The sequence below is a fragment of the Phreatobacter sp. genome (assembly GCF_027532945.1).
Taxonomy (GTDB): Bacteria; Pseudomonadota; Alphaproteobacteria; order Rhizobiales; family Phreatobacteraceae; genus Phreatobacter.
The window spans coordinates 311,562-331,207 of record NZ_JAPZTZ010000003.1 but is presented as its reverse complement, the minus strand read 5'-3'; the positions used below and the strand labels follow the sequence as shown (position 1 = coordinate 331,207).

Sequence of the window (19,646 nt, the reverse complement as noted above, 5' to 3'; positions counted from 1 at the left end):
CATCTGAAACGTAGCACTGCCGAAGTCTCGTCATCGACCAGTCCGAAGACCGGTCCGCAAGAACTCCGCCGCCTACGTTTCTCTTTCCCATATTCAATTGTCAAAGAACCGGAACCACACAGGGCTCCCACCCAAAAGGGCAACTGAAGGTCCTCTTTCGACCGGGGTCGAAAGCGTCATGCACGAGGTGCTGACCGAGGATTTCAGGTGACTTGGGGCCGGCCGGTGGTCGGCGGCGCCGCGTCGAGGAGGCGGCTTATAGGAGAACCCGCTTTCGGGTGTCAACAGGGTGCCGCAAAAATTTCGCGGCGGCGTTCCTCACGCCTCCACGGTCATGCCCTGCGGGGGCTCCACGAATCCAGGAGCCACGTGCTCTTGTCGCATCCATGGCGGTGACTTGTCCACAGCGTCCGGCCGGTGCGGACCGGGTAGGGGGCCTCGCTCACGCTCATCCGGATGGCCGCATGGCCGATGACCTCGCAGCGTGGTCACATCGGGCCATCCGTCCCGCCATCCCGGACTTTGCCCATGACCTCCCCCACGTCCCCCGCATCCTCCCGTGTCGCGCTCGTCACCGGTGCCGCCCAGGGGATCGGTCACGCCGCCGCCGCCCGCTTCCTCGCCGAGGGCTGGTCCGTCGTCATGCTGGACTGGAAGAAGGACGTGCTGGTTGCCGCGGCCGAGGCGTTCCGGGCACCCGACCGCGTGCTCGCGCTTCACAAGGATGTCTCGCAGCCCTCCGATGTCGCGGCAGCCCTGGATGAGGTCAGGACCCGCTTCGGTCGGCTCGACGCGCTCGTCAACAATGCCGGGATTGCCCATTTTGGCCCGCTGATGGAGACGCCGCTCGAGGCCTGGAACGAGGTCATGGCCGTCAATGTCACCGGCCCCTTCATGATGACCAAGGCAGCCGTGCCGCTGATGCGCGAGACCGGCGGGGCCATCGTCAACATCACCTCGATCTCGTCGCTGCGCGCCTCCACGCTGCGTGTCGCCTATGGCACGTCGAAGGCGGCGCTCGGCCATCTCACCAAGCAGATGGCGGTGGAGCTTGCGAGCTATGGCATCCGCGTCAATGCCGTCGCGCCAGGCCCGGTCGATACCGCCATGGCCAAGAAGGTGCATTCGCCGGAGATCCGTGCCGATTACCACGACGCCATCCCGCTCAACCGCTACGGGCTGCCGGAAGAGCTCGCCGACGCCATTGTCTATCTGTGCTCGCCCGGCGCGAGCTACATCACCGGCCAGACGCTCGCCGTCGATGGCGGCTTCGACGCCACGGGCATTGGCCTGCCGACGCTGCGCCGCGACCAGCGGAACGGCTGAGCCTCAGCGCGGGCCTGGCGGTCGCGTCTCGGTGAGGCGCAGCGCCGCGGACCTCACCGTCTCGGCGATGCCCTGGAGCTGTCGGTCCAGCGGGCTGCTCGACCGCCAGACCATGCCAATCGTGCGGGAGGGCCTCGGCTCCTCGAACCGGGCCACGGCCACCGCCGCCGAGCGGGTTTCCACCGGCACGGCCATGTCCGGGATCAGCGTCACGCCGAAGCCGGCGCTCACCATATGGACGAGGGTGGAGAGCGACGAGCCGTCGAGGATCTCCCTTGGCCTGGCCGTCATGGCGCAGAAGGCGAGGGCCTGGTCGCGGAAGCAATGGCCTTCCTCCAGCAGCAGCAGCCGCATCGTGCCGAGCGCCTCGCCGTTTGGGACGGGCAGGTCCACTTCCGCTGCCGGCCGCACCAGCACGAAGTCCTCCCTGAACAGCGCCACCTCGGTGAGCGCCGGCTCGGAGACGGTGAGGGCGACGATGGCGGCATCGAGCCGTCCCTCCGCCAGGTCGGCGATGAGCCGCGGCGTCTGGGTCTCCCGCACCCTCAGGTCGAGGCCCGTATGGCGGCGATCGAGTTCGCCGACGATGGCGGGCAGGAGATAGGGCGCGACGGTGGGGATCACGCCGAGCCGGAAGCGCCCGACGAGACCGCCCCGCGAGGCGCGGGCGAGATCGGCGAGTTCGTCCACCGAACGCAGGATGAGACGCGCGCGCTGCGCCAGGTCCTCCCCCAGCGCCGTCAGCCGCACCTGCCGCGCCGAGCGCTCCACCAGCGGCACCCCGAGCGTCTCCTCGAGCTCGCGCACCTGCATCGACAGCGCCGGCTGGGAAATGGCGCAGGCCTCCGCCGCACGGCCGAAATGCCCCTCGCGGGCGAGCGCCTCGAAATAACGCAGCTGTTTCAGTGTCAGATTCGTCATCAGGTCATCTTATCGTCACGATCAGATAATTCGACTTATTCTAATCGCAACTCTCCTCTAGAAGAAGCGCTCTCGCGCCCCTTCCGGGGGTAACGGCACGATGGAGGCAGCGCCATGGACGGTCTGGATACGGGAATGGGCAAGTGCCCGGTCATGCATGGTTCGAACACGATGGAGAAGGCGGCGGTGACGGCCTGGTGGCCGAACACGCTCAACCTCGACATCCTCCACCAGCACGATACCAAGTCGAACCCGCTCGCCGGCTTCAACTACCGGGCCGCCGTGCGCTCGCTGGACGTTGCCGCCCTGCGCGCCGACATGAAGGCGCTGTTCCGTGACAGCCAGTCCTGGTGGCCGGCCGACTGGGGCCATTACGGTGGCCTGATGATCCGCCTCGCCTGGCACGCCGCGGGCTCCTATCGCCTCGCCGATGGCCGCGGCGGTGCCGGCACTGGCAACATCCGCTTCGCCCCGCTCAATTCCTGGCCGGACAACACCTCCCTCGACAAGGCGCGCCGCCTGCTGTGGCCGCTGAAGAAGAAGTACGGCAACAAGATCTCCTGGGCCGACCTCATCATCCTCTCCGGCACGCTCGCCTATGAGGATATGGGCCTGAAGATCTTCGGCTTCTCCTTCGGCCGCGAGGACATCTGGCACCCCGAGAAGGACGTCTACTGGGGCGCCGAGAAGGAATGGCTGGCGCCATCCGACACGCGCTACGAGGACGTCGCCAAGCCGGAGACCATGGAGAACCCGCTCGCTGCCGTGCAGATGGGTCTCATCTACGTCAATCCGCAGGGCGTGAACGGCCAGCCCGACCCGCTGAAGACGGCGCTGCATGTGCGCGAGACTTTCGCCCGCATGGCCATGAACGACGAGGAGACCGCGGCCCTGACCGCCGGCGGTCACACCGTCGGCAAGGCCCACGGCAATGGCAGCGCCGAGGCGCTCGGTGTGGAGCCCGAGGCCGCCGGCCTCGAGAACCAGGGCTTCGGCTGGATGAACCCCAACCAGCACGGCAAGGCCAGCGAGGCCGTGACCTCGGGCCTCGAGGGGGCTTGGACCACCCATCCCACCGTCTTCGACATGGGCTATTTCGAGCTGCTCTTCGGCTATGACTGGGCGCTCGCCAAGAGCCCGGCCGGTGCCTGGCAGTGGCAGCCCGTTGGTATCAAGCCGGAGCACATGCCGGTCGACGCCTCGGACCCGTCCCAGCGCCGCATGCCGATCATGACCGACGCCGACATGGCGATGAAGATGGACCCGACCTATCGAGCCATCTGCGAGAAGTTCATGGCGGACCCCGCCTATTTCCAGGACACCTTCGCCCGTGCCTGGTTCAAGCTGACCCACCGCGATCTCGGCCCGAAGATCCGCTATATCGGCCCCGATGCGCCGACCGAGGACCTGATCTGGCAGGATCCGGTCCCCGTCGGCCCGACGAACTGGGACATCGGCGCCGTGAAGGCGAAGATCGCCGCGAGCGGCCTGTCGACCGCCGATCTCGTCGCCACCGCCTGGGACAGCGCCCGCACCTATCGCGGCTCGGACATGCGCGGCGGCGCCAACGGCGCCCGCATCCGCCTCGCGCCCCAGAAGGACTGGGAGGGCAACGAGCCCGCCCGTCTCGCCAAGGTGCTCGCCGTGCTGGAGCCCATCGCCCTTGAGGCCGGCGCCAGCATCGCCGACGTCATCGTCCTCGCCGGCAATGTCGGCGTCGAGAAGGCGGCGAAGGCTGCCGGCGTCACCGTCGAGGTGCCATTCGCCGCCGGTCGCGGCGACGCCACCGCCGAGCAGACGGATGCGGACGCGTTCAAGGTGCTGGAGCCGATCCATGATGGCTTCCGCAACTGGGTGAAGAAGGACTATGTCGTCACCCCTGAGGAGCTTCTCCTCGACCGCGCCCAGCTCATGGGCCTGACCGGTCCGGAGATGACCGTGCTCGTCGGCGGCCTGCGCGCCCTCGGCGCCAACCATGGCGGTGCCAAGCACGGCGTCTTCACCGATCGCCCGGGCGCGCTGACGACAGACTTCTTCGTCAACCTCACGGACATGGCCTATAGCTGGGTGCCGACCGGCAAGAACAGCTACGAGATCCGTGACCGCAAGACCGGCGCGGCCAAGTGGACCGCGACCCGTGTCGACCTCGTCTTCGGTTCGAACTCGATCCTGCGCGCCTATGCAGAGGTCTATGCCCAGGACGACGCCCACGGGAAGTTCGTGGCCGACTTCGTCGCCGCCTGGACCAAAGTGATGAACGCCGACCGCTTCGACCTCGCCTGAGGCCGCAGCGCGGGCGGGGGCGCGCCCCCCGCCGCGTCTTGACATGCGAAGCGCCGGCCCCGCGAGGGACCGGCGCTTTTGTTTGGGCTGAAAGGGGAGGGGCTCAGCCGCGCTGGCGCAGCCGCAGCATCATCGTGTCGAACGAGTACTCGGCGACCTGCCACCACAGGTATTCCTCGTTCCGGAACGCCCGCATGTGCTCGTAGATCCGCTTGAAATCGGCATTGCCGGCCGAGAGTTCGGCATAGATCTCATTCGCCGCCTTGAAGGCCGCATCGAGGATCTCGGTGCTGAAGGGCCGGAGCTGCGCGCCGGCCGCCACGAGGCGCCGGAGCGCCGCCGGATTGCGGGCATCATAGATGGCGGTCATGTCCATGTTGTTGGCCGCCGCAGCATTGTTGAAGATCTGCTGATAGGACTTCGGCAGGGCGTTCCACTTGTCCTGGCCGATCCAGTAATGGACCGTCGGCGCGCCCTCCCAGAAGCCGGGATAATAGTAGTAGGGAGCGACCCGGACGAAGGCGAGCTTCTCGTCGTCATAGGGCCCGACCCACTCGGCCGCGTCGATGACACCGCGCTCCAGCGAGGAATAGGTATCGCCGCCGGGGATCTGCTGCGGCACCACGCCGAGCTTGGCCATGACCTGGCCGGCAAGGCCGGCGATGCGGAACTTCAGCCCTTTGAGGTCGTCGAGCGTGCGGACCTCCTTGCGGAACCAGCCGCCCATCTGCGTGCCCGTATTACCGCCAGGCACGGTATGGACGTTGTACTTCTTGACGTAGTCGTTGATGAGCTGCTGGCCGCCGCCCTGATAGAGCCAGGCGTTGCGCTGGCGCACGTTCATGATGAAGGGCACGTCGGCCATCAGCGCCAGGACCGGGTCCTTGCCGACGAAATAGTAGCCGGGCGACTGGCACATCTCGATCGTGCCGGCCGAGACCGCGTCCAGCGTCTGGAAGGCGCCGACGATCTCGCCCGCAGCGAAGCACTGGATCTTGAAACGCCCATCGGTCGCCTCGGCGATCTGCTTCGTCATCGTGTCGAGCGGGCCATAGAGCGCGTCGAGCGATTTCGGGAAGGACGAGGCGCAGCGCCAGCTGACCTCCGGCAGGGTCTGGGCGATGGCGGGGGCGGCAACGGTTGCGGCGACCGCGCCTGTCGCGCCGGCAGCCATGAATGTTCTGCGCTTCATCCTGATCTCCTCCTGGCCCGTCCGCGTCTCTAGAACCGCGCGGATCGTGGGTTTCCCCAAGAGGGCAGGCTAGGGCGGTTCGAGGCGCCAGCGCCCCGCCATTCCCGAATGGAGGACATGCACCGGGCGGTGGGCCCGCCCGGCTTTGGGGCGTCAGGCTGTCAGGACGCTGATCGTCGCGGCAATCGTGATGATGCCGGCAACGCCCACCATGGCGAGGCGGGAGACTTGGCCGGGCAGGCGGCGAAGGCGTCGGATACGGGTCATGCGCTGAACCATGGCGACCTCCTTTGGCGTCGGAACGGGGGCTCAGATGGGAAAGCCCAAGCAGAGTGCAAGGCTCTGGCCCATCGATACCAATGCGGCACGGGCGCGCAGGTTCCCTCCGTTTTTCATCGCATTTGAATGAATGTTTTCACGGCCCGTCATGGGGCCACGGTTATGGTCCTCCGCGGGTGACGAGAACCGGCCGCAGGAGCGCCGGTTCGCTTCTGACGAGGGGACCGATCGTGTCGCGTGACGCATTCCGCACTGCCGTTATGGCCGTTGCCGGGCTCGTGCTCGTTCTTCTGGCGCCTGGCCCTGCCGCCGCGGCCCCGGCCGAGCGGCGCTATCGTCACCATGACTGGACCATTCGCGCCTTCGAGAATGTCTGGACCCGCCGTTACGAGGGCGTTGCTGCGGCGCCTGCCCTCGCCGAGGCCAAGGGCGGGCGCAACGGCGAAGTGCTGATCCTGTGTGTCGCGGGCCGTCCGCGGCTCGGCATCCGCTGGCCGCAGCGGCTTGAGGAACAGCACCAGAGCCGCCAGCGCTTCTCGCTGCGTCTTGATTCCGGCGTCGCCGAAGTTCACGAATTCGAACCGAGCACAGGATCCATCCTCGGCCACCCCAATGGCGGCTACTACATCTCTGCCAATGACGGCCTCTTCTTCCGGGCCTCCCGCTCCGAGGAACTCTTCGTCGCCGTCGCCGGCGCCGATCAGGGCGAGTTGCGCGCCCGCCTGCAGGGCTTCGCCGCCGCTGCCTTCGACATGACCGCGATCTGCGCCGGCCGCCTGCCGTAAGGACGGCGCCGTGGCGTGCTCCGCGCCTCGCTCGCGCGACCAATGCACTCACCGGTTACATACTTCATTGACGCTGCCCGAGGGGCTGTTTATCGTCCGGGACAAGAAGCGCGGGCACCGCGCCAAATGTCCTGGAGGAAGCTGTGATTTCAAGGAGATGCGCCGTCGCGGCGCTGCTCGTCGCCGTCTCGCCGTTCGCCGTCGCCCCCGCCTTTGGCCAGGCCTTCCCGTCGCGGCCGATCACCATGGTCGTGCCCTTCGCACCGGGCGGTCCGACTGACATCGTCGCCCGCATCGTTGCCGAGCGCATGAGCCAGACGCTGGGCCAGCAGGTCGTGGTCGAGAACGTCGCCGGCGCCGCCGGGACGACAGGCGCCAACCGCGTCGCCCGCGCCGATCCCGATGGCCACACGATCCTCATGGGCCCGATGAGCACCATGAGTTTCTCGCCAGCGCTCTATCCCAACCTTGCCTTCAATGTCCTGACCGACTTCGAGCCGATCGGGATCGCCGCCTCGGCGCCGATCCTCCTGGTCGCCAACAAGGCTCTCCCGGCCAAGACGCTCGCGGAGTTCTCGGCCCATCTGAAGGCCAATGCCGCCACCATCAACAACGGCAATGCCGGCGTCGGATCGACCTCCCACCTCGCCTGCACCCTGCTGAACCGCCGCATCGGCGCCAATTCGACCTCGGTGCCCTATCGCGGCACAGGGCCGGCCATCCAGGATCTCGTCGCCGGCAATGTCGGCTATATCTGCGACCAGGTGACCAGCCTCATGGGGCAGGTCCAGGCGGGCGCCGTGCAGGCTGTTGCCGTGCTGGCGCCGACCCGCTCGCCGGTCCTGCCCAATGTCCCCACCGCGCGGGAAGCCGGCATGGAGGGCGTCGAAATGGTGGTCTGGAACGCGGTCTTCGCGCCCAAGGCGACGCCAGCCCCGATCATTGCCGCGCTCAACGCCGCCCTGCGCCGGGCCATCGATGATCCTGCCGCAACCGCGCGCTTCCTCCAGCTCGGCGCCGAGGCCCCGGCCGAGGCCGACCGCACGCCCGAGGCGCTGCGCCGCGTCCATGCCGCCGACGTCGCCAAGTGGGGCGAGGTCATCCGCGCCGCCGAGATCCGCGTCCCCTGAGGGCCGCGGACCTCGCCCGATCCCAGGACACGCGCGATGCGCCTTTCCCTCTGCAACGAGGTGCTCGCGCCCTGGGACCTCGCCCGGCAATGCGCCTTCGCCCGGGCCGTCGGCTATGACGGCCTTGAGATCGCGCCGTTCACGCTGTCAGAGGAGCCTCACCGGCTCTCCGCTGCGGCCATCGCCGCGGCGCGCCGCACCGTCGAGGATCACGGACTCGCCGTCACCGGTCTGCATTGGCTGCTGGTGACGCCGCCGGGCCTCTCCATCGTCTCGCCCGACGCGGAGCTGCGCGGCCGCACCCGCGACGTCATCCTCGGCCTTCTCGATCTTGCCGCGGGCCTCGGCGCCCGCGTCCTCGTCCATGGCTCGCCCGCCCAGCGCCGCCCGGCCGATGGGGAGGGGACCGATGTCGCCTTCGGCCGCGCCCGCGACCTCTTCGCCGGGCTCACGGAGGAGATCGCGGCGCGCGGTTTCACCTATTGCATCGAGCCGCTGGCACCGCCCGACAACGTCTTCATTGAGACGGTCGCTGAGGCCGTCCGGCTGGTCGATGCGGTGGGCCATCCCGCCTTCCGCACCATGATCGATACCTCCGCCGCCTCCGCCCGCGAGGCCGAACCTGTGGCGGACCTCATCCGCCGCTGGATGCCGACCGGTCACATCGCCCATGTCCAGCTGAACGATGCCAACCGCCGCGGCCCCGGCGAGGGCCGCGACCGCTTCGCGCCCGTGCTCCGTGCGCTCGGCGAGACCGGCTATGGCGGCGACATTGCCATCGAACCCTTCATCTACGAGCCGGACGGACCGGCCTGCGCGGCGCGGGCGGCCGGCTATGTGCGTGGTCTCCTCGAGGCGCTGGATACCGCGACATGACGGACCCGGCTGGTCATGCCAGTGTCGGCAATGAGGCGAATCGCGGTCCCTCGGCCGCAGGGGGCGACACGGGCGTGACGGAGGCGGTGCAGAAGACGGTGCGCAAGCGCGACAGCGCCGGCACGCGCGCGCGCATCCTCAATGTCGCCACCCGCGAATTCGCCAATCGCGGCTACGAGGGGGCGAGGACCGACGACATCGCCGACCGCGCGCGCATCAACAAGCGCATGATCTACCACTACTTTTCCTCGAAGGAGCTGCTCTATCTGGCAGTTCTTGAGGCGGCCTATGAGCGCGCCCGCTCCGCCGAGCAGAAGCTGGATCTCGACCGGCTGGAGCCCGTTGAGGCACTGACCCGCTTCACCGAATTCACCTTCGACAGCTTCGTGCGCGACCGCACCTTCATCAACCTGCTCGCCACCGAGAACCGCCAGCGCGCCAAGGTGCTGAAGAAGTCGGCGCGGGTGAACATGATGAACTCGCCGGTGATCGACGCCATCGCGCGCATCATCACCCGCGGCCATGCCGAGGGCACCATCCGCGCGGGGCTCGACGCCCGCCAGCTCTGGGTGACCATCATCGGCATCTGCTACTTCTTCTTCTCCAACGTCTACACGCTGTCGGTGATCTTCGACGCCGACATGGAGAGCCCGGATTCCATCGCGGAGCGCCGCGCCCATGTGGTGGAGTTCGTGCTGCGCGGCGTGAAGGCCTGAGGCCTCACACCACGCTTCTGTGCCTCTCGATGCAGGTCTGAAGCACCTCGTCCATCGGCCGCTTCCACCAGTCCAGCGCCGAGAAGATCTCGACCTCCGAGAACCCGGTGAAGCCCTCGGCCTCCACCGCCTGTCGGATCTTTTTCAGCTCGATCACCCCGTCGCCCATCATGCCGCGATCGGTGAGCAGATCGCGCGTCGGCACCAGCCAGTCGCAGACATGATAGGCGAGGAGCCGCTCGCGCCCTGCCCGGCGGATGGCGGTGGAAAGGTTCGGGTCCCACCAGATGTGATAGACGTCGGCCGCGACGCCGAGTGCGCCGGAGCGTGTGGGATCGAGCCGGTCGCAGATGTCGAGGGCCTGGTCGAGTGTGTTCACGCAGGCCCGGTCCGCCGCATACATCGGGTGCAGCGGCTCGATGGCGAGCGGCATCCGGGCGCCCCGCGCATGGTCGAGGAGCTCGCCGATGCCGTCCTCCACCTGCGCGCGGGCCGCGCCGAGGTCATGCGAGACCGCCGAGCCGGGCCGCGAGTACTGCGGCAGGCCGCCGACCACGAGGACGAGGCAGGCCGCGCCCAGCGTTGCCGCCTCGTCGACGGCGCGGCGGTTGTCGTCGCGCGCCTCCTGCTTCTTGGAGGCATCAGCTGGGAACATGCCGCCGCGGCAATAGCCGGAGAGCTTCAGCCCATGGGTGCGCACCGCCTTGGCGGCGGCATCGAGCCCCACCGTCGCCACCTGGTCGCGCCAGGGCGAGATGGCCTGGATGCCATGGCGCACGCAGCCTTCGATGATGGCGAGGAGGTCGCCCTGCTGGCGCACCGTCGCGGTGTTGATGGAGAGGAGGGAATGGTCGGCGGAGAAATCGCGCATGGACGCACCGGAGGTCAGGCCGCATTCCTTGCCGCGTCATGCCCGGGCTTGTCCCGGGCATCCACGACGTGAACACGGCATCGCAGGAATGATCGCAGGAAGTCATGGATGCCCGGGACAAGCCCGGGCACCAGGGAGAGGTTGACGCCTCGCCTTGAGCGCCTCACGCCACGCCGCGCGTCGCCATGACCGCCGCCATCCGCGCCGCGGCACGCTCGGGGTCGCGCAGGATCCCGGCCGCATCGGCAAGACGGAAGAGCTCGGCGAGATGCTGGGTCGAGCGCGTGCTTTCCTGGCCGCCGACCATGGTGAAATGGTCCTGGTGGCCATTGAGATAGGCCACGAACACGACACCCGTCTTGTAGAAGCGGGTCGGCGCCTTGAAGATGTGCCGCGACAGCGGCACGGTCGGCGCGAAGATGTCATGGAACGTCGCGAGATCGCCGTTGGCCAGCGCCGAGAGAGCGCCCGCTGCCGCCGGCGCGATGGCGTCGAAGATGCCGAGCAGGGCGTGGGAATAGCCCTTGTCGTCGCCGGCGATGAGCTCGGCGTAGTTGAAGTCGTCGCCGGTATACATCTTCACCGAGGGCGCGAGCCGGCGCCGCATGGCGATCTCCTTGTCCTTGTCGAGGAGGGAGATCTTCACGCCGTCGACCTTGGCGGCGTTGCGGTTGATGACGTCCACTGCCGTGTCCATGGCGGCGTCGAGGTCGGCCGTGCCCCAGTAGCCGGCGAGTGCCGGATCGAACATGTCGCCGAGCCAGTGGATGATCACCGGCTGCGCGGCCTGCGACAGGATGCGGTCATAGACGCGGCCATAGTCCTCCGGCCCCTTGGCGACGCGGGCGAGCGCCCGCGAGGCCATGAGGATGATGCGCCCGCCAAGCGCTTCGATCGCCTCGAACTGCATCTCGTAAGCCGCGATCACCTCCTCGAGGCTGCGCACGGCGGCGGGGTCGAGATGGTCGGTGCCAGCGCCCGAGAACACCACCGCGCCGGGCGTCGCCTTGGCCTGCCGCACCGACCGGCCGATCAGGTCGAGCGCGCCGGCCCAGTCGAGGCCCATGCCGCGCTGCGCCGTGTCCATGGCCTCCGCCACCCCGAGGCCGAGGCCCCAGAGATAATCGCGATAGGCCATGGTCCGATCCCAGTCGATGGCATTGGTGAGCCAGGGATCGTTGTCGGCGAGCGGGTTCGCGACCATGTGGGTGGCGGCCAGCGCCACGCGGTTGAGCGGGCCTGTCACCTTCTCCGGGAACTGGCGCGGCACCGAGAGCCGGTAGGTCTCGATGGTCCCCGCCGCGGTCGGCAGCCGCACGCTGGCGGCAAGCTTGGTCTTGTCGAGCATCGGTCGGCTCTCCTCTCGATCCCGCATCACACCGTCAGCTTCGGAACGTCGATCCAGCGGCGCTCCTTCCAGCTCTGCAGCGCGCATTCCACGAGCTGCACACCCTTGGCGCCTTCCATCAGCGTGTAGGAATAGGGCGCGTCCTCCACCACGTGGCGGACGAACATCTCCCACTGCACCTTGAAGCCGTTATCGTAGCTCTGGTTGTCCGGCATTTTCTGCCAGGTCGAGCGGAAATCGATGGTCTGCTTCTGGTCGGGGTTCCACACCGGACGCGGCGTGGCGTTGCGCGGCTGGATCATGCAGTCGTGGAGGCCTGCCACCGCCGAGCCCAGCGTGCCGTCGACGTTGAAGGTGACGAGATCGTCGCGATAGACGCGCGTCACCCAGCTCATGTTCATATGGGCGATGACGCCGCCCTCGAGCTCGAAGGTCGCATAGGCCGCGTCGTCGGCGGTGGCCTTGTAGGCCTTGCCGTTCTCGTCCCAGCGCTCCGGAATATGCGTCGCGCCAAGGCAGGAGACCGACTTCACCTGCCCGAAGAGATTGTCGAGCACGTAGCGCCAGTGGCAGACCATATCGAGGATCATGCCGCCGCCATCCTCGGAGCGGTAGTTCCAGGAGGGCCGCTGCGCCGTCTGCCAGTCGCCCTCGAAGACCCAGTAGCCGAACTCGCCGCGGACCGAGAGCATCTTGCCGAAGAAGCCGCTATCGCGCAGCGCCTTCAGCTTCATCAGGCCGGGCAGGAACAGCTTGTCCTGCACCGTGCCGTTCTTGATGCCCTTGTCCTTGGCGAGCTTCACGATCTTCAGCGCCTCGGGGAGGTTCGTGGCGATCGGCTTCTCGCAATAGATGTGCTTGCCGGCATGGATGGCCTTTTCGAGCAGAGTCGGGCGCATCTGCGTCGTCGCCGCGTCGAAGAAGATGTGGTTCTTTGGATCGACGATGGCCGCGTCGAGGTCGGTCGACCAGCGCTCGACGCCATTGGCCTTGGCGAGCGCGGCAACCTTGTCGGCATTGCGGCCGATGAGGATCGGGTCGAGCTGCACGCGGCTGCCATCCGACATCAGCACGCCGCCCTGGGCGCGAATGGCGGCGACGGAGCGCACCAGATGCTGGTTGGTGCCCATGCGGCCGGTCACGCCGTTCATCACGACGCCGAGGGTCCTGGTCATGCGGGTAGTCCTTGTGCGGGGAGGGTTGTGAGAGGGGAGAGGCGGGCGACATCCGGCATCGCCGCGCTGGCGAAGCCGGGACCGTCCAGCGAGGAGAGGTCGAGCCGTCCGCTCGCGACAGTGAGGCGGATGCGATCGGTCCGGGCGTAGAGCCCGGGATGGGCGGCAAGAAACGCCTCGGCCTCGGCGGCGGGCGCCTCGGCGAAGCCGTCGACATAGTGATGGCCGTTGCGCTCCACATGGGTGAGGCCAAGCGCCGCGACGAAGGCGCTGTCTTGCTGGACCGCAAGGCCCGCCTGGCAGGTGAGGTCCTCCGCCGAGACGAGGAAGGCCGGGCCACCGGTGCTGCCGGCATTCCAGGCGGCGGCACGCACCGTGTTCATGAGCGCCTTGTAGAGGCCCTTGCAGCACTTGGACGAGACGCCGCGATAGCCAAGCGCCCTGGCGCGCGGGAAGGCGTCGTCGGCATCATCCGCCTCGTCGATGATGACGCCGCGCGCCGCCACCGCTGGCGGCAGCGGCCGCTCGAAGGTGACGCGCCGGTCGAAGGGCTGTTCGATGAAGAGGAGGCGCGCCATGAGCCCGCCGAGCCGCGGCTCGGCCTCGGCACGGGCAAGAAGCTCGACGAGGGCATCGGGGGCATATTGCTCGTTGGCATCGACGGTGGCGCGATAGTCGATGCCACGCGCCTCCAGGAGCGCTGCGATGGCGAGGAGCCGGTCGATGTCGGCGGCAGGATCCCCGCCGAGCTTGATCTTGAAGAAGCGGAGGTCGGCGGCGTCGATCTCGGAGGCGAGGCTGTCGGCGCCGATGATGCGGTCGGTGAGGCCGACCGTGTGACGGATGGCGATGGACCGGCCGGGGGAAAGGGCGGCGAGACGTGCCGCAATGGCAGCCTCCGTCAGGTCCGGCGTCAACCGCGCGTCGATGCCAGCGGCATTGGCCTTGAGCACTGCGACGAAGCCTTGGCCCATCGCCCGTGCCAATCCGTCGAGCACGGCCTTGTCCACCTGCGCGACGCCGAAGGAGGCGGAGAGGGCGGTGGCATCGGCGGCCTTCGCCCAGTCCGCCTGCGCCTCCTGCAGCCGCACATGGTGCCCGAAGGCCGTGTCGCAGCCGAGGTGGCGCGTCGATGCCACCGCCGCCGCGAGGCTGCTTTTCAGGTCTCGCACCGTATCGTCGGTGCTGCGCTCCGCCCGTTTGTCGAACCATTTGGGCGGCATGAGTTCGGCGGTCATGCCGGTGGCGCGGCCATGGCCCTCGACCTCCACGACGACGCGCACGAAGGCCTGGAAGGCACCTTCCACCGTGACTGCTCCGAAACGGAACGGCCGCACGAAGGGCGTCCAGCGCTCGAAGGCTTCGGCCTCGGCAATGCGAGTGCGCGGGGCGGCCATCAGTCGATCCCCCCTTGAGCGTAGAAATGCGCCCGGACCTTCTTGGCGAGATCCGGAAAGGCCACGAGGTCCCAGGCGAGGTTGAGCAGGGCGAGCATGCCGAAGGGGCTGAGCCAGGCGGCATTCAGCCAGCGGCCAAGCCCAGTGCTCCCGGCGCGCGATGCCGCCATCCTCGGTCTCCTGCCCATGCCCGTCGCTCTCAGGTGGCGACGTATATAACTCACCAGTTACTTACAAGACGATGGCGGCCGAAGTCAAGGCGAGGGCGCGCAGGGGGGGGCAGGCGGGTGCCTCGCCCGAAGGGTGGACGTCGAGTTCCGGATGCCCGCATGCCGGCGCAAAAAGGCCGCCGCACCGGATGGTGCGACGGCCCCGTTTCGTCTGCGATCGCCGCCGCTGCGGCGATGGGTCAGGCGGCCGAGCGCAGCGGCGTGGCGCCTTCCCAGGCGAGGCCCGGCCGGTAGCGGCCGGCAACCTTGCCGTTCTCCAGCCGCAGCAGGTGCAGCCAGCCATTGTCGAACAGCTGCCGGACGCCCGCATGCTTGTCGAGGATGGCCGTAATCGCCTCCTGCGGCGCGTCGATCATCACGGTGAGGCGCAGCGGCTCGTGCGCGAGGCTCTCGCCGTCGTGGACCGCCTGCCAGGGCAGGCCGGTGCGGAGGACGCCGCCATTGCCCTGCACCACGCCGAACCCGCCCACCACGTTGTGGATCAGCTTGTTGCCGCCACCGAACATGTCGGGCGCGACGGAGGAGCCGTAGTACTGGAGGCTGATCCAGCTCGCGACCACCACCGGGGCGGTCAGGATCAGCTCCAGCGTGGCAAAGCCTTCATCCGCCTCCCAGTCGTAGCTGTGCAGGAAGGCGCGGCCGCCGAGATCCGTCGTTGCGGTGACGGCCCGCGGCGCGGCGATGAAGGCGGCGCAGCCCGCAAGGCCCCATTCCGGCCGGAGCTCGGCCCAGTCCAGCGCCCGCTGCGCGATGGTCTCGGCATGGGCCCGCGGCAGCCGCTTCGCCCGCTCGGCCCGGGTGATCCGGGTTGCCTCGGACAGCCAGGCCTCGGCGCGGACGAGATCCGCCACGTGGCCACCGAGCTCCATGTCGCGGTAGAGGGTGATCGTGTCGGTCGTGGTCTCGTGCAGGCCGGCGACGAAGACCGTGTCCTCGGGCAGGATGATGCCATGGGCCGGCAGGCCCGCCCGCGTTTCCGGATCGTTGAGGAGGTCGGCGAGGATCCGCGCCGAGACCTCGCCCGTCTGGCCGCCGCAGGCGCCGCAATGATAGGCGCTCTCGTGCGGGTTGTTGGTCACCTTGGCGCCGTGGCCGAAGAGCAGCACCAGCCGGGCATGGCCCTCGGTCATGCTCATCGCCTTCAGCACCGCAGCGCCCGTCGCCGCCTTGGCCTCGGCGGTGAGGCCGCCATCGATCCGCGGCCGCGGGTTTTGCTTCGGCGCCTCGCCGAAGCCGAGCGCGTCCTTGACGAGCTTGGCGCCGTAGAGGGGCCCGGAGGCCTCGACGAAGGCGAAGGACGAGACGGCCGCCTGCCGGAACCGGCCCCAGGCGCGGGTTGCCCGCGCGCCGATCCGGCTCGTCGCCTCGTCCTCAGGCGAGACGTGGCTGCAGGTGAACATGGCGGGCTTCAGCAGAACGGGGAGGTGCTTGGCGACCTCGTCCGTGCCGTGCGGCCGGTGGGCCAGCGGCAGGCCGAAGAAGCCGGCGAAACCGATGGTGGCGATCTCCGGGCTGAGGCTCTCGAGCGCCCGCCGGTACACTTCCGACCGCACGTCGATGCAGAAGGCGGCCTGCACGGCGGGCCGGGCTGTCGCGCCGGCCATGCCCGTGAGCTGCGCGGCAAGCCGCCGCTGATGCGCCCGGTCGGCGGCGTCCTGCAGGATCGCATCGGCCACCTGGTCAGGCGTCGCTGCGACCGGCGCGGCATGGGCGGCGACGATCTGCTGCCAGCGCTCGGCGATGGCCGGGACATGGGCAAGGAGCGCCTCCTCGAAGATCAGCCGGATGGCGAGCAGGTCGGTGATGGTCGTGTCGGTCGCCTCACCGAGCTCGGCCTCCCAGAGCAGCCAGCGGGCGTGCTGCGCCCAGCCGCCGAGATCGCTGAGGAGCCGGTGGAACAGCGTCTCCGCCGCCGCCTCGCCGATGCCGAGGCTGTCGGCAGCCCGAAGGATCGCCCGCTCCGGCGTGTCCGGGGCATCGGCCACATGGGCGCAGAAGCCCTTGAGGCCAGCGATCTCCGGAGTGAGGTCGTGGACGGCCCAGTCCCGCCAGGCCGAGAAGGCGCTGCGGCCGGGGGCCGGCGACCAGAGCGCCTGGCCCCGGTCGAAATGGCCGGCGGCCCAGAGGCCGAAGCACCGCTCGACGAGGGCCGGCCAGTCCGTTCCCGTGGCGTCGGCGGCCAGCGCTGCCACCGTCGGCAGCGCGACGGGTGCGGCTTCCGGCGTCGCCAGCCGCGCCTTGAGGGCGGCGAGGTCCTTCGGCTTCAGCGCCGAGGCCGAGGCGGCGAGCGCCGCCGACAGGTCCTCGACGGTGATCTCGCCGGAGGCGATCTTCGCCGCGTAGTCCTGCCGGCTGCGGGTCAGCGGCACGCCGGCGACCCGGGCGAGCCGCGCCGCGGCGGTGGCGAAATCCTCGCCGGTCTGGCCGAGGAAGGGATTGACCGCGACCGTCGCCGAGAGCGGGAAGGCCGGGGGGATCGCGCGGGCGGCGGCTTCAGCGGCCTTGATGAGGGCGGCGTACCGGGCGGGGGCGACCTGGGGCTGGTTCAGCAACATGATGCTCTCCGTGAGGTCAGTGGGCTTTTGCGGCCCGGAAGCCGCCGATCAGCCGGTCGAGGACGGCGTTGAGGTAGAGGCCGTTGGCGAGGTGGACGCGCAGGCCCGCCGCCGCCGGGTGGTGGGCCCAGAGGGGGAAGAGCGCCTGGGCGACCGCCACGAGGCCGAAGGAGAGGAGGGCGAGGATGATCAGCGCCCATTCCAGCGGGCCGGCGGTCGGCACGGCCGGCAGATACGGGCCCCAGATCGCCCCGGAGATCAGGTGGAAGCCGAAATAGGCCACCGCCGCGCCGAGGGAGGCGAGGGCCGTGCGGCGGGTGAGCTCGCGGGGGGCTGCGTCGGCAAGGCCCTGGGCGACAAGGTAGGCGACACCGAAGACCAGGATCGCGCCAAGCGCCAGGGCCTGGGCCGACTTGTGGCCGCTGACCAGGCCGAAGAGGCTGGCAACCGCAAGGTAGAGCACGATGGCCAGCGCGAAGGACCGCGCCACCGCAAGGCCACCGGGCACCGCCACCGGGCCGGGCCGCCGGATCGAGGCCACCGCCTCTACCGCGCCGCCGGCGGCGAGGAAGGCATGCGCCTTGTAGAGCGAGTGGGCGACGATGTGCAGGAGGGCGAGGGGCCAGAGGCCGAGGCCGCACTGGAGCAGCATGAAGCCCATCTGCGAGACGGTCGACCAGGCCAGCGCCGTCTTGGCGGCGCTCTGGGTGAGCATCACCACCGCGCCGAACAGGGCGGTGAGGCCGCCGAGCATGACGAGGGCCGCCATGCCGCCGGAGCTCGCCTGCACCAGCTCCGCGAGGCGGATCATCAGGAAGCCGCCGGCATTGATGATGCCGGCATGGAGGAGGGCGGAGACCGGGGTCGGGGCCTCCATCACCTCGGTGATCCAGCCGTGCAGCGGGAAGGAGGCGGTCTTCAGCGCCGCCACCACGACCAGCAAGGCGACCGCGATGTGGGCCGAGAGGGGCAGGCCGCCCTTCGCCGCCGCGCCGATGGCGCCGAGGTCGGCGGTCCCGAAGCCGACCCACAGCAGGGCGGCGGCGAGGACCAGCAGCACGTCGCCGCCGAACCAGACGAGGGCGAACTTGGTGGCGGCGCGCCGCGCCTCAGCCCGCTCGCCGTAGAACATCAGGAGCCGCCTCAGGCCGGCGCCGACCGCGACGAAGCTCGCGGCGAGGACGACCAGGCTGCCGGACTGGACGAGCAGGAGCACAGCCGCGAGCGTCGCCAGCATCAGGCCGTGGAACCGGCCCTCCTGCTCCTCACCGTCGAGATAGGAGCGGGCGTAGCGCACCACGATCCAGCCGACGAAGCCGACCAGCACCGTCATGGTCGCGCTCACCGCGTCGAGCCGCAGCGCGAGCAGGGCGGGGCCGGCGCCGACCGCCGTCACCCGCTGGCCGAGAACGAGAAGCTGGATCAGGGAGGCGAGGGCGAGGCCGAGCGCGGCGAGGGCGGCGGCTTCCGCGAAGGCCGGATAGGCGCCGGGGCGGCGGCCGGGCCGCACCAGGGCGAAGGCGGCGGCGCCGAGAAGCACCAGCGGTGCGAATTGCACGAAGGGGATGAAGGTCGACATGGCGACTCCGGGGATCAACGAGTGCCGCCGGAGATAAGGCTTGCCTGACTTCAATAAAAATACATAATTTCGGTCGTTACGTTCTATTGAGAAGAACGATGCCCGCGCTGAACCTCCACCACCTCCGCCTCTTTCACGCCGTTGCGGCCGAGGGAACGCTCACCGGCGCGGCGCGGCGGCTGAACCTCGCCCAATCCGCGCTGTCGACCCAGCTGAAGACGCTGGAGGCGACGCTCGGCCATGATCTCTTTGAACGGCGCGGCCGCGGTCTCGTCCTCACCGAGGCGGGGCGAATCGCCTTCGACCATGCCGAGACGATCTTCCGCACCGCCGAGGACCTGACCGCGACGCTGCGCGAGACCGGCGGCTCGCGACGCGCCCTGAGGGTCGGCGCGCTGGCCACGCTGTCGCGCAATTTCCAGATGCAGTTCATCCGCCCGGTCATTGGCAAGGGCGACGTGGAGGTGCACCTGCGGTCCGGTTCGCAGGCCGAGCTGCTGCGGGGGCTGGAGAGTCTTGAGCTCGACGTGGTGCTCACCACCCACGCCCCGCCCCGCGATGACGCCATCCCCTGGCTCGTCAACCGCCTCGCCGACCAGCCCGTGAGCCTCATCGGCACGCCGCGCCGCGTGGGATCGGCCGGAGGCGACCTCGCCGCGCTCCTCGCCGAGCAGCCGCTGGTGCTGCCCGCCCTCGATACCGCGCTGCGCGCTTCCTTCGACGCCTTCGCCGCCCAGCTCGGGGTCACGCCGACGGTCGCGGCCGAAGCCGACGACATGGCGATGCTGCGTCTCCTCGCGCGCGAGGATCTGGGGCTCGCCGTCATCCCGCGCATCGTCGTGCGCGATGAGCTTGCCGCCGGCTTCCTCGCCGAAGCCGCCAAGCTCGACCGGATCACCGAGACCTTCTTCGCCGTGACGGTCGCCCGCCGCTTTCCACATCCGGTCCTGGCGCGGATCCTGCGGGATGTGAGCGAGTAAAAC

At 69.1% G+C, this 19,646-nt stretch carries 17 protein-coding genes; 7 read left to right on the top strand and 10 right to left on the bottom strand.

The annotated features are described in order from the left end of the window. Positions 1–528 precede the first annotated feature (528 nt). Positions 529–1,326 (top strand): SDR family oxidoreductase, encoded by a 798-nt coding sequence (locus O9344_RS02690; RefSeq protein WP_298472402.1) that lies wholly within the window; start codon positions 529–531, stop codon positions 1,324–1,326. A 3-nt stretch (positions 1,327–1,329) separates the two neighbouring features. Here O9344_RS02690 and O9344_RS02685 read toward each other — a convergent pair whose 3' ends face one another. Continuing rightward, complete coding sequence (locus tag O9344_RS02685; protein WP_298472399.1) at positions 1,330–2,247, bottom strand: LysR substrate-binding domain-containing protein; 918 nt, start codon at positions 2,245–2,247, stop codon at positions 1,330–1,332. A gap of 114 nt (positions 2,248–2,361) precedes the next feature. Here O9344_RS02685 and katG point away from each other — a divergent pair, with 114 nt between their 5' ends. Further along, positions 2,362–4,530, top strand: a complete 2,169-nt coding sequence (katG, locus tag O9344_RS02680; RefSeq protein WP_298472396.1) for a catalase/peroxidase HPI — start codon at positions 2,362–2,364, stop codon at positions 4,528–4,530. Between the two features lie 103 nt (positions 4,531–4,633). On the opposite strand, the gene dctP is transcribed toward katG, so the two are convergent. Both dctP and O9344_RS02670 read right to left on the bottom strand, forming a co-directional pair. Further along, the gene (gene dctP / locus O9344_RS02675; RefSeq protein WP_298472393.1) at positions 4,634–5,722 is read right to left on the bottom strand and encodes a TRAP transporter substrate-binding protein DctP; all 1,089 of its coding nucleotides are present in this window, start codon (positions 5,720–5,722) and stop codon (positions 4,634–4,636) included. Positions 5,723–5,875: 153 nt separating this feature from the next. Then, positions 5,876–6,001 carry a hypothetical protein gene (locus O9344_RS02670; protein ID WP_298472388.1) on the bottom strand — a complete coding sequence of 42 codons (126 nt, stop codon included), beginning with the start codon at positions 5,999–6,001 and terminating at the stop codon, positions 5,876–5,878. Positions 6,002–6,231: 230 nt separating this feature from the next. Between O9344_RS02670 and O9344_RS02665 the strand changes: the two genes are divergently transcribed. From O9344_RS02665 to O9344_RS02650, 4 genes are all read left to right on the top strand, one after another. Continuing rightward, a complete protein-coding gene (locus O9344_RS02665; RefSeq protein WP_298472385.1) occupies positions 6,232–6,786 on the top strand; it encodes a hypothetical protein in 555 nt (184 codons plus the stop codon). A gap of 143 nt (positions 6,787–6,929) precedes the next feature. After that, positions 6,930–7,916 carry a tripartite tricarboxylate transporter substrate-binding protein gene (locus tag O9344_RS02660; RefSeq protein ID WP_298472382.1) on the top strand — a complete coding sequence of 329 codons (987 nt, stop codon included), beginning with the start codon at positions 6,930–6,932 and terminating at the stop codon, positions 7,914–7,916. 36 nt (positions 7,917–7,952) lie between these two features. Next, the gene (locus O9344_RS02655) at positions 7,953–8,792 is read left to right on the top strand and encodes a sugar phosphate isomerase/epimerase family protein (protein ID WP_298472380.1); all 840 of its coding nucleotides are present in this window, start codon (positions 7,953–7,955) and stop codon (positions 8,790–8,792) included. Further along, positions 8,789–9,508 (top strand): TetR/AcrR family transcriptional regulator, encoded by a 720-nt coding sequence (locus O9344_RS02650; protein ID WP_298472379.1) that lies wholly within the window; start codon positions 8,789–8,791, stop codon positions 9,506–9,508. Before O9344_RS02655 ends, O9344_RS02650 begins: the two co-directional genes overlap by 4 nt. A gap of 4 nt (positions 9,509–9,512) precedes the next feature. Here the strand turns inward: O9344_RS02650 and O9344_RS02645 are convergent, their stop codons facing one another. The 7 genes from O9344_RS02645 to O9344_RS02615 all read right to left on the bottom strand — a co-directional run bounded on the left by O9344_RS02645 (position 9,513) and on the right by O9344_RS02615 (position 18,663). Then, positions 9,513–10,379 carry a sugar phosphate isomerase/epimerase family protein gene (locus tag O9344_RS02645; protein ID WP_298472377.1) on the bottom strand — a complete coding sequence of 289 codons (867 nt, stop codon included), beginning with the start codon at positions 10,377–10,379 and terminating at the stop codon, positions 9,513–9,515. A gap of 163 nt (positions 10,380–10,542) precedes the next feature. Further along, entirely contained in the window at positions 10,543–11,727 is a 1,185-nt protein-coding gene (locus O9344_RS02640; protein WP_298472375.1) for a dihydrodipicolinate synthase family protein, read from the bottom strand. Between the two features lie 26 nt (positions 11,728–11,753). Further along, the gene (locus O9344_RS02635; RefSeq protein WP_298472373.1) at positions 11,754–12,902 is read right to left on the bottom strand and encodes a Gfo/Idh/MocA family oxidoreductase; all 1,149 of its coding nucleotides are present in this window, start codon (positions 12,900–12,902) and stop codon (positions 11,754–11,756) included. Next, on the bottom strand, positions 12,899–14,299 hold the full coding sequence (locus O9344_RS02630; protein WP_298472372.1) for an enolase: 1,401 nt from the start codon (positions 14,297–14,299) through the stop codon (positions 12,899–12,901). Before O9344_RS02630 ends, O9344_RS02635 begins: the two co-directional genes overlap by 4 nt. Then, entirely contained in the window at positions 14,299–14,469 is a 171-nt protein-coding gene (locus tag O9344_RS02625) for a hypothetical protein (protein ID WP_298472370.1), read from the bottom strand. Before O9344_RS02625 ends, O9344_RS02630 begins: the two co-directional genes overlap by 1 nt. Before the next feature lie 239 nt (positions 14,470–14,708). Beyond that, on the bottom strand, positions 14,709–17,084 hold the full coding sequence (locus tag O9344_RS02620) for a DUF2309 domain-containing protein (RefSeq protein ID WP_298472368.1): 2,376 nt from the start codon (positions 17,082–17,084) through the stop codon (positions 14,709–14,711). Positions 17,085–17,100: 16 nt separating this feature from the next. Continuing rightward, the gene (locus tag O9344_RS02615) at positions 17,101–18,663 is read right to left on the bottom strand and encodes a proton-conducting transporter membrane subunit (RefSeq protein ID WP_298472366.1); all 1,563 of its coding nucleotides are present in this window, start codon (positions 18,661–18,663) and stop codon (positions 17,101–17,103) included. 98 nt (positions 18,664–18,761) lie between these two features. On the opposite strand from O9344_RS02615, the gene O9344_RS02610 reads away from it, so the two are divergent. Continuing rightward, a complete protein-coding gene (locus tag O9344_RS02610; protein ID WP_298472363.1) occupies positions 18,762–19,643 on the top strand; it encodes a LysR family transcriptional regulator in 882 nt (293 codons plus the stop codon). Positions 19,644–19,646 lie beyond the last annotated feature (3 nt).